The following is a 9,282-nucleotide window of genomic DNA, read 5'->3' as shown; positions in this document are numbered from 1 at the left end:
CCCGGCGCCCCCCGCGGGGGGGAAGCCGCGGACGGGCCCGCAACCCCGCGCGCCCCCGCGGGGGGCGGGCCCCCCCCGACCGGGCGGCCCGTCGGGCCCGAACGGACCATCAGGCCCGTCAGGCCCGGACGATCCGTCGGATCCGTCCGGACCGTCCGGGCCGCTGACGCCGAGGTCACGGAAGACCGAGGCCAGGAAGCCGGGTTGGGGGGCCATCACGGCGCCGTCGGGCTGGCCGTCTGCTGAGTGCTGCATCGGTCGCGGTTCCCCCATGCTCGTCCGGCGCCTGCCCGGGGCGGCCGGCGAGCCTACGGGCCGCCCCTGCCGGACATTGTCCACCGAACGGGCGCACCGGTCAGCCAAGCCTCTCAGTTGGTCCGGGTGTTGGTCAGGTGCAGGCCGATGTAGCCGACATAGATCCGGCCACTGCCCGAACAGTCGTCGAGGTAGTGCAGCCGCGGGGCCGTCCGCCCACCGCCGATCCGCAGGTGCGCGCCCATGAACGCCCGCCGGGAGGCGTCCACGCACTCCGGTACCGGAAGTATCCGCTCGCGCTTCCACTTGGTGTGGCTGAAGACCGTCCGTGACTCCCCGCGCACCGCCTTGCGGGGCGGGAAGCGGTGGCGGCCGGCCGGGGTGTGCTCGCACCACTGCTTGAAGTCGCCGCCCGCCTCGCCGCGCACCGCCGCCTCGGCGTACTCCTGCAGGGACGTCAGACCGCCCCAGGTGAGCCGGGCCCAGCCGGCCCCGGCGCACCGCAGGTCGTCCAGGGCGAGCGCGCTCTTCTGGTCCCCGGTGAAGGTGAGCAGCGGGAACTCGTCCAACCGGGCCATCAGTTCGGTGAAGCTGTCCGGTACCGCCCGGAACCCGGGAGCGCCCGGTGAGCCCGGTCTGCTGCCCGCGCCGGGCGCGGCCGGGCGGCGCCCCGCCGAACCCGGGCCGACGCAGAGCCGACCGGCCGGCCCGCGGGACTGGACGCCCCGGCGCGGCCCGGTGACCGACCCGCCCGGCGGCTCGTCGGCCGCCGACGGCACCCGGCGGCCCCGGCGGCGCTCCCGGCGCAGGCTGTGCCGCACCCGCTCCAGCTCGTCGGCCCTCGCCTGCTGCTCGGCGTGGTCCTGCTGCTCCTCGTGGGCGAGCGCCGCCCGCTCGGCCCGGGCGGTGGCGTCCTCCGGGCCGGTGCCCGGACGGGCCGCGGTCACGGGCACCCGCAGCACCGGGACGGCGGCCAGCGGTGCCGGCAGCGGCAGCTCGGCGGCGAGCCGGCGCGGTTCGCGGGCCAGCAGCCCGGCCGCCCGGCGCAGGTCCTCCTCGATCCGGTGGCGGGCCAGCACCGGATGCCGCGCACCGTCCGCCCGGGAGGCCGGATCGACCTCGGGCTGATAGGTGCGCACCGCCCCGCCGTAGACGGTGTGGTACTCCAGTGCGACGTTGAACTCGGTACGGGCGCCCGGATCCAGGACGTAGGCCGTGGCGAGGCCGGGGAGTTGGCGGCAGAGCGGGCGGACGACGTCCTCCACCCAGCTGTCGAGGTCGTGGTTGACCGGGACGCTCGCCACCACGACGGGCAGCCGGCGCTCCGGATCGCAGAGTGCGTCGATCAAGCCGTCGACCTCGGCGGCGGTCAGCACCCTCGGCGCCGACTGGACGGCGGCCGGGCCGTCGGTGGCGTCCAGCAGCGGCAGCAGACTGCTGGCGAGTTCGGGCACCGGCACCCGGCACGGCGTCCGTACCCCGGTGCCGGTGGTGTGCGTCTCGGCCTCCAGCCGGACCCAGGTGCGGCCGTCGGAGCCGGTCGCCGTGGTCAGCGTGAGTTGGTGGGTGCCGTGCGGGGCCGGGGTGCGCAGCCGGCGGCGGTCGTAGCGCCCGGCCCCCGGGCCGCCCCGCAGGGGGCCGCCGTCGCGGTCGAGCAGGACCCGGTCGCCCAGGCGCAGGCGTTCGGCGGGGACTTCGGCGGCCTCGGCGGCGACGGACCGGTGGGCGGCCGGCGGGGGCTCCTCACAGCCTTCGTGTTTCAGCCAGGCGGCGAGGCGCTGGTCCGCCAGGGCCACGGCGTCGGCGTGCGGGAGCGCGGTGGTGACGGTCATCCGATAGGGCGTCGCGAGGCCCCTGGGGCCGGGCAGACCGGCGCGGGCGGGCGACGAGGAACGGTCTGAGGTCATGCGCATACCTCCGTGGTGCGGTGGTGGGGTCTGTCGTCCTCCATCGATGGGGGTGTGTTCGTCCGGTTCTTGCCGGATCCTTGCCCAGGAAACGCCACAGCCCGGAGCGGAAGTTCCAACTCCGGGCCACGTCAATACGTTCGAGTGAATCTGCTCAAGCCGACCGCCGGACCGGACCGGCTGCTGCTGCGGCCGGTCTCAGCCCTCCGCGCGGCCCGCGCCGCTGCGGCTCCACTCCGGTTCGGCGACCGGCACCGCCAGCGGGCAGCCCTCCGGGGCGTCGTAATCGGCGATCAGCACCACGGGGACGGTCCCGTGGTTGCGGCCGACGTGGACGTGGACCGGCCCCGCCTCCTCGACCAGCGACTCGCCCGCCCGGCTGACCTCGACCCGGCCGTCGTGCAGGGTCCGGGTCAGCGTCCCCGACAGCACCACCACGTCGACCCGGCCCGGGTGGTAGTGCCAGCCGGTACTGGCGCCCGGGGGCAGGGTGACGGTCTGGACGAGGGACATCTCGGCTCGGCCTCCTGGTCGGCGATCCGCCCAGGCTAGGCAGGGTGCGGGAGGACGGGAACCCGGCCGGACCCGATCTGGCCGAAAGTCTGTCCGGCCCCCGGCCCGGTCGCTCCGCGAACCCCGGCCCGAGCGTCACCCCCGCGCCGCGGGGAACCCGCTCAGACCGGCACCTCGACATACGTCCGACCCGCCGCCACCGCCACCGCGGTACCGCCGGTCGCCTCGGCCAGCCAGGTGCGGAATTCGGCCACCTCCGGCTCCGGCACCCCGACCTCGATCCGCACCCCGGCCGCCTCGTACGCGAGGTCGCTCACCGTGTAGCCGGCCGCCCGCAGGTCGTTCTCGACCCGCCCGGCCCGGGTGTGGTCCGCCGCGACCGCGAGCAGCGCCACCGGCCGCCGCTCCAGCAGCCCGACCGCGTCCACCGCCTCCGACACCGCACTCCCGTAGGCCCGGACCAGGCCGCCCGCCCCGAGCTTGATCCCGCCGAAGTACCTGGTCACCACGGCCGCGGTGTCGGTCAGCCCGCGCCGGCGCAGCACCTCCAGCATCGGCACCCCGGCCGTACCGCCGGGCTCCCCGTCGTCGCTGGAGCGCTCGCGCCGCTGCTCGTCGCCGACCACGAAGGCGGTGCAGTTGTGCCGCGCGTCCCAGTACTGCTTGCGGATGCCCGCGATGAACGCCTGCGCCTCGTCCTCGTCGGTGACCCGGGCGAGGTGGCAGATGAAGCGGGACTTCTTGATCTCGATCTCGTGGCTGCCCGCGTGCCGGATGGTCAGGTACTGCCTCGGGGTCGGCTCCGGCGTGGCGGACATGGTGCGGCGGTTCTCCCGGAAGACGGCGAAGGCTGACGGCGACCCCACGTGGTTCCGGGGCGCCACCGCCAGCCTAGGCCCTGCCCGTCCGGTCACCCGTCCGAGCCGGAGAGCGCCGGGTCCGAGCAGGGACGACTCGGGGCGGCGGCGGGTCGGAGCAGGGACGACTCGGGGCGGGGCCGGGAGGGCTCAGCGGCCGGCCAGCGCGTCCAGCCGGGCGCGGTCCAGACCGGTGAGCGAGAGGACCTCGGCGAGGTCGACCGCCCCGCAGTCCAGCCCGCGCAGCAGGTAACCGCTGAGCGCCCGGGCGGTCGCCGGCTCGTCCATCACGTCGCCGCCGGTCTTGGCGACGTACGCCGCCAGCCGGGCGGCGGCGGCTGCCAGGCCCTCGCGGTAGAAGGAGTACACCGCGACGTAACGGGTCGGCAGGTGCGCCGGGTGCATGTCCCAGCCCTGGTAGTAGGCACGGGCCAACGAGCGGCGGACCAGGTCGTGGTGGAGCTTCCAGGCGGCGTGCACCTGCTCGGTGGACCCGGTCGGGATGACGTTGGTCGACCCGTCGGAGAGCCGGACTCCGGTACCCGCGGCAGCCACCTGCATCACCGCCTTGGCGTGGTCGGCGGCCGGGTGGTCCATGCTCTGGTAGGCGGCGCCGACCCCGCAGGCGGCGCTGTAGTCGAAGGTCCCGTAGTGCAGACCGGTGGCCCGCCCCTCGGCGGCCTCGATCATCCGGGCGACGGTGGCCCGGCCGTCGGGGCCGAGGATCGCCTGGGTGGTCTCGATCTGGATCTCGAAGCCGATCCGGCCGGCCGGCAGCCGCGCCGAGCGCTCGAAGTCCGCCAGCAGCCGGACCAGCGCGGTGACCTGCTCGGCGTAGGTCACCTTGGGCAGCGTGAGCACCAGCCCCTCGGGTAGGCCGCCGGAGGCCAGCAGGGTGGTCAGGAACAGCTCCAGGGTGCGGATGCCGCGGTCGCGGACGGCCGCCTCCATGCACTTGATCCGGATGCCGATGTACGGCGGGGCGCTGCCGTCCGCCACGGCGGCCGCGATCAGCTCGGCGGTCCGGACGGCGGCCGCGTCCTCCTCGGCGTCGGGCCGAGGGCCGTAGCCGTCCTCGAAGTCGATCCGCAGGTCCTCGACCGGCTCCCGCTCCAGCTTGGCGCGGACCCGGGCGTGCACGTCGGCGAGCAGCGCGTCGTCGGCCACGCCGAGCGCGCCGGCCAGGGCCGCCGGGGTACCGGCGTGCGTGTCGAACGCCTCCAGCGCCTGTCGGCCCCAGTCGCGGACGGTGTCGGCACCGAAGGCGTCGGCCGGGACGTAGACGGTGTGGACCGGCTGCCGGCTGCCGGAGTCGCCCGGGTAGCGGCGGGCCAGGTCGGCGTCGACCGGGGCGAGCAGCGCCTCCACCGCGGCACGCGCCGCTCCGGAGAACGAGGCTCCGCCCGCGGGACCGGTACCGTCCACCTCGACCTGCGACATCCGTACTCCTCCGTGCCGAACCAGCGCTTCAACAGTTTGTTGAGGCGAAGGTAGCCCCGCCGGAGTCGGGCGTCAATGGCCGACCGAGCGGCGGACGGGCGGGCGGCAGCTCCGGCTCCTGGGCGGGTCGGCCGGTCAGTCCCTCCCGGCGGCGGCGTAGCGGTCGCGCAGCTCGGGGAAGAGCTCGGCGACGTCCTTGTGGTGCACCGAGCCGTCCGGCCGGGTGCCGGTCACGCCGTACTCCTTGGTCAGCCAGTCCGCGAGGCGCTGCGGGCTGGGCTCCTTCTCGAAGGTGTCGATGTAGCTGACCAGCGCCGTGTAGCAGAGCTCGGGGTCGAGCCGCGACGGCGCCGGGCGGGAGGCGGAGTCGTACGGGCGGCCGGAGCCCTCGGCCGCGTCCGGCTCCGGGGCGAAGCCCTCCTCCTGCGGGTAGTCGGCCTCGCGGACGTACGCGGCGTCCTGCGCGTAGCCGGGCTCCACCGGGAGGTCCGCGTAGCCGGCGCCGTCCGGACCCGTGTGGACCTCGGACTGCGCGACGGCCTGGGCGGCCGGGCGCGCCACCGGCTGCGGCTCGGACTGGGCGGCGGACGCCCGCGGCGGCTTGAACCACGGCGAGGCCTGGCCCGGCACCCGGCCGCCCGGGGAGCCGTCGCCCTGCGGCCCGGTGGTCCGCACCGGGCGCTCGGTCCAGACGTTCAGCTCCTCCCGGGGCTGCGGCGGTGCCTGCTCCTCCTCGGCGGCCGGCTCCTGCGAGGCCCGCAGCCGCACCGCGGCCAGCTTGGCCAGCATCGGCGCGGCCACCTCCGCGGGCACCGCCGCCACGGCGGGCACCGGCGTCACGGCGGGCACCGCCGCCTCGGACCGGACCTGCTCCACCTGAAGGCCCTCCGGCCGGGCGTTCTCCGGCCGAGTGTTCTCCGGCCGGGCGTTCGCGGGCTGCGCCTGCGCGAGCGGCTGCGCCTGCGGCTGGGTGCCGGCGGCAGCGGCCACCGGGATGGCGGCGGCCGGCGTCCGGCTCTCCCGGAGCTCGGTGGCCGTTCGGGACTCCTCGTCCAGCCGGTCCAGCAGCGCCGGGTCCAGTGGCACCCCGTACTTGGCCAGCTTCAACGGCAGCAGCGCCTGGATCGGCGCCGAGCGGCGCCAGCCGCGCCCGTACCGGAAGCGCAGCTGCGCCCGGTAGACCAGCCGGTTCTGCTCCAGCCGGACGACCTCGTCGTAGGAGCGCAACTCCCAGAGCTTCATCCGCCGCCAGAGCCGGAAGGTCGGCACCGGGGAGAGCAGCCAGCGCATCAGCCGGACCGACTCCATGTGCCGGTCGGCCGTGATGGCGGCGATCCGGCCGACCGCGTGCCGGGAGGCCTCGACGACGACCACGAACAGCACCGGGATGACGGCGTGCATGCCCATCCCGAGCGGGTCGCCCCAGGAGGCGGCCGCGTTGAACGCGATGGTGGCGACGGTCAGCAGCCAGGCGGTCTGCCGCAGCAGCGGGAAGGGTATGCGGAGCCAGGTCAGGACGAGGTCCAGCGCGAGCAGCACGACGATGCCGGCGTCGACACCGATCGGGAAGGCGTAGGAGAAGGCGCCGAAGCCCTTCTCGGACGCCAGCTCCCGCACCGCGTTGTACGAACCCGCGAAGCCGATGCCCGAGATCAGGCAGGCCCCGGCGGCGACCAGCCCGAGCAGGCTGCGGTGAGCCTTGGTGAGCGGAGGGCGTGCCATAACGTCTATCAACCCCTGGGTGTCGGCTGCGGCCGTGCGCTGCCTCGGCGCCGGTTCCCGGTGGTCGGGGCGCCGGACGACCGAGCAGCCGCCGGGCTCGGCCCACCGGAGTTTACTCGTACAGCTGTTTCAGCTTCCTCGCAGCCCGGGGTGGAACCGGCCCCGGCGGACACCGGGCGCGGGCCCCGTGTCGACCGGGTGTCGGCCGCGTGCCGATCGGGTGCCGACCGGCCGGGCGGGGCGTCAGGCCGGTCGCCCCGCCGTCCCGTTGAGATAGGCGAGGACGGCCTGGACCCGGCGGTTGGCGTCGTCGGCGGGGGCCAGACCGAGCTTGGTGAAGATGTTGGCGATGTGCTTCGCCACCGCGCCGTCGCTCACCACCAGCCGGGCCGCGATCGCCGAGTTGGAGCAGCCCTCCGCCATCAGCTCCAGCACCTCCCGCTCGCGCGGTGAGAGGTGGTGGAGCGCGCCCGGCCGGCGGGAGGTGCGCTGTACCAGCTTGGCGATCACGTCCGGGTCCATCGCGGTGCCGCCGGCCGCCACCCGGCGGACCGCGTCGATGAACTGGTCCGCGTTGAAGACCCGGTCCTTCAGCAGGTAGCCGACACCACCGGTGCCGTCCGCCAGCAGCTCCCGCGCGTACAGCTGCTGCACGTGCTGCGAGACCACCAGCACCGGCAGGCCAGGGATCTCCCGGCGCGCCTGGAGCGCGGCCTGCAGGCCCTCGTCGGTCAGCGTCGGCGGCAGCCGGACGTCGACCACGGCGACGTCCGGCCGGTGCGTCAGCAGCGCGTCCAGCAGTTCGGGGCCGGTCTCGACCGCCGCCGCGATGGTGAAGCCGTGCGCTTCCAGCAGCCGGATCAGGCCTTCGCGAAGGAGGTAGAGGTCCTCGGCGAGGACAACTCGCACGGCAGCTCCAAGGTGATGGTGGTCGGACCGCCCGACGTGCTGTCGATGGCCAGGACACCGTCGAAGGTACCCAATCGCCGCTCGATCCCGCGCAGGCCGGTGCCCCGGCTGGGATCCGCCACACCGACGCCGTCGTCCGTCACCGTGACCCGCAGGTTGCCGGCCCGGTAGAGGATGTCCACCCAGACCTGCTCCGCGCCCGAGTGCTTGGCCGCGTTGGCCAGCAGCTCGCAGATGCTGAAGTAGACGGCGGCCTCGACCGGCGCCGGCAGCCGGTCCGGGAGGCTCACGCACACCTCGGTCGGCAGGGCGCTGTCCAGCGCCAGCAACTGCACCGCGTCGCCCAGTCCGCGCTCGGCGAGGACCGGCGGGTGGATGCCGCGCACGAGGTCGCGCAGCTCCTGGAGCGCCCGGGCCGAGGACTGCCGGGCCTCGGAGAGGAGTTCGCGGGCGGCCACCGGGTCGGTCTCCAGCAGGTGTTCGATCGTGCCGAGGGTCATCCCGATCGCGACCAGCCGTGCCTGGGCGCCGTCGTGCAGGTCCCGCTCGATCCGGCGCAGTTCCGCCGCCTGGTTGCCGGCCGCGTCCGCCCGGGTCTCCGTCAGCTGGGCGACCCGCTTGGTCAGCTGGGCGTGCGAGGCGCGGCCGTCCTGGTCCAGCACCCGCCGGGCCAGTTCCACGTAGCCCCGCACCGCGTACGGCGCCAGCACGACGCCGAGCGCCATCAGCAGCAGCCCCAGGACGACCGAGACCAGCGGGGAGGCGCCGGCCGGATCGATCGGCCCGTACTCCCGGTATTCCACCGGAGCGGTCGCCGCGTAGCCCGCCCCGCCCACCAGCAGACCGGCCACCGGCAGGGCGAGTGCGGCCGCGGCCGCCGGGCTGATCACCAACCAGGCGATCTCCGACCGGGTGGCCCGGTCCCGGGCGGCCCAGTGCAGCAGGTGGGCGAGCTTCGCGACGCCGTGGGAGCGGTGGTACGAGTACCCCGTCCACCAGTGGCCGCGCTCGTCCCGCTCCAGCGCCGGCCGGGGGTCGTACTCGACCGGCAGCCGGATCCCGTACCAGCGGGCGAGTTGACCGCGCGTCCGGTTCGCGACCCGGCGCACCAGCAGGCCGGCGGTGGCCGCGCCCGCGAGGCCCGCCGCGAGCAGGGTGAACACGGTGCCCAGCTCATAGGGGTCCAGCATCGAGTTCACCGCAGCACCGGCGAAGGACGCCGCCAGGATCGGCAGGGCGACGGTGGGTACCGCCCCCAGCGCCACCAGCGCCAGCCGCACCAGACCGCGGCCGCCCGCCAGGAAGGCCGCCTCCGTCTGAGCGCGTACGCCCGCGCCGCTCGTTCGGTTCGCTGCTGTCACGGATGCTCCTGGGGCCGGTACCGGTCGTCGTCCACCCAGTGTCGCCGGGTGGCAAGGGGCGGGGCACTGGCTGTCGCACCCCGATTCCGGGGTGGACCTAGCACCACCCCGGAGCGGCACTCCGTCCCGCCCGGCCGGGAGATCCCCCCGACGAACGCAGCCACCCACCGCGAATGCCGCCGGAGAATGCCCCTGGAAACGCAAAGAACCCCCCGATCCGTACGGATCGGGGGGTTCTTTGGAATGATTGTTCGGCGGCGTCCTACTCTCCCACAGGGTCCCCCCTGCAGTACCATCGGCGCTGTGAGGCTTAGCTTC

At 75.1% G+C, this 9,282-nt stretch carries 7 protein-coding genes; all 7 read right to left on the bottom strand.

Annotation, left to right across the window (positions count from 1 at the left end; all coding sequences use genetic code 11):
• Positions 1–368: 368 nt before the first annotated feature.
• The 7 genes from ABZ497_RS35940 to ABZ497_RS35910 all read right to left on the bottom strand — a co-directional run bounded on the left by ABZ497_RS35940 (position 369) and on the right by ABZ497_RS35910 (position 8,964).
• On the bottom strand, positions 369–2,162 hold the full coding sequence (locus ABZ497_RS35940; RefSeq protein ID WP_359812135.1) for a hypothetical protein: 1,794 nt from the start codon (positions 2,160–2,162) through the stop codon (positions 369–371).
• Between the two features lie 198 nt (positions 2,163–2,360).
• On the bottom strand, positions 2,361–2,675 hold the full coding sequence (locus ABZ497_RS35935; RefSeq protein ID WP_359812132.1) for a cupin domain-containing protein: 315 nt from the start codon (positions 2,673–2,675) through the stop codon (positions 2,361–2,363).
• A 161-nt stretch (positions 2,676–2,836) separates the two neighbouring features.
• The gene (locus ABZ497_RS35930) at positions 2,837–3,493 is read right to left on the bottom strand and encodes a YigZ family protein (RefSeq protein WP_329487736.1); all 657 of its coding nucleotides are present in this window, start codon (positions 3,491–3,493) and stop codon (positions 2,837–2,839) included.
• Between the two features lie 189 nt (positions 3,494–3,682).
• On the bottom strand, positions 3,683–4,972 hold the full coding sequence (locus ABZ497_RS35925; RefSeq protein WP_359812129.1) for an aldolase: 1,290 nt from the start codon (positions 4,970–4,972) through the stop codon (positions 3,683–3,685).
• 135 nt (positions 4,973–5,107) lie between these two features.
• Positions 5,108–6,694 carry a DUF2637 domain-containing protein gene (locus ABZ497_RS35920; RefSeq protein WP_359812127.1) on the bottom strand — a complete coding sequence of 529 codons (1,587 nt, stop codon included), beginning with the start codon at positions 6,692–6,694 and terminating at the stop codon, positions 5,108–5,110.
• A 243-nt stretch (positions 6,695–6,937) separates the two neighbouring features.
• Entirely contained in the window at positions 6,938–7,603 is a 666-nt protein-coding gene (locus ABZ497_RS35915; protein ID WP_329487739.1) for a response regulator transcription factor, read from the bottom strand.
• A complete protein-coding gene (locus ABZ497_RS35910) occupies positions 7,555–8,964 on the bottom strand; it encodes a histidine kinase (RefSeq protein WP_359812123.1) in 1,410 nt (469 codons plus the stop codon). The genes ABZ497_RS35915 and ABZ497_RS35910 overlap by 49 nt, the downstream gene beginning before the upstream one ends.
• Positions 8,965–9,282: the final 318 nt, after the last annotated feature.

The sequence above is a fragment of the Kitasatospora sp. NPDC005751 genome, from assembly GCF_040630835.1.
GTDB lineage: Bacteria > Actinomycetota > Actinomycetes > Streptomycetales > Streptomycetaceae > Kitasatospora.
The sequence above is the reverse complement of the archived record's forward strand: the minus strand, read 5'-3'. Positions and strand labels throughout refer to the sequence as shown.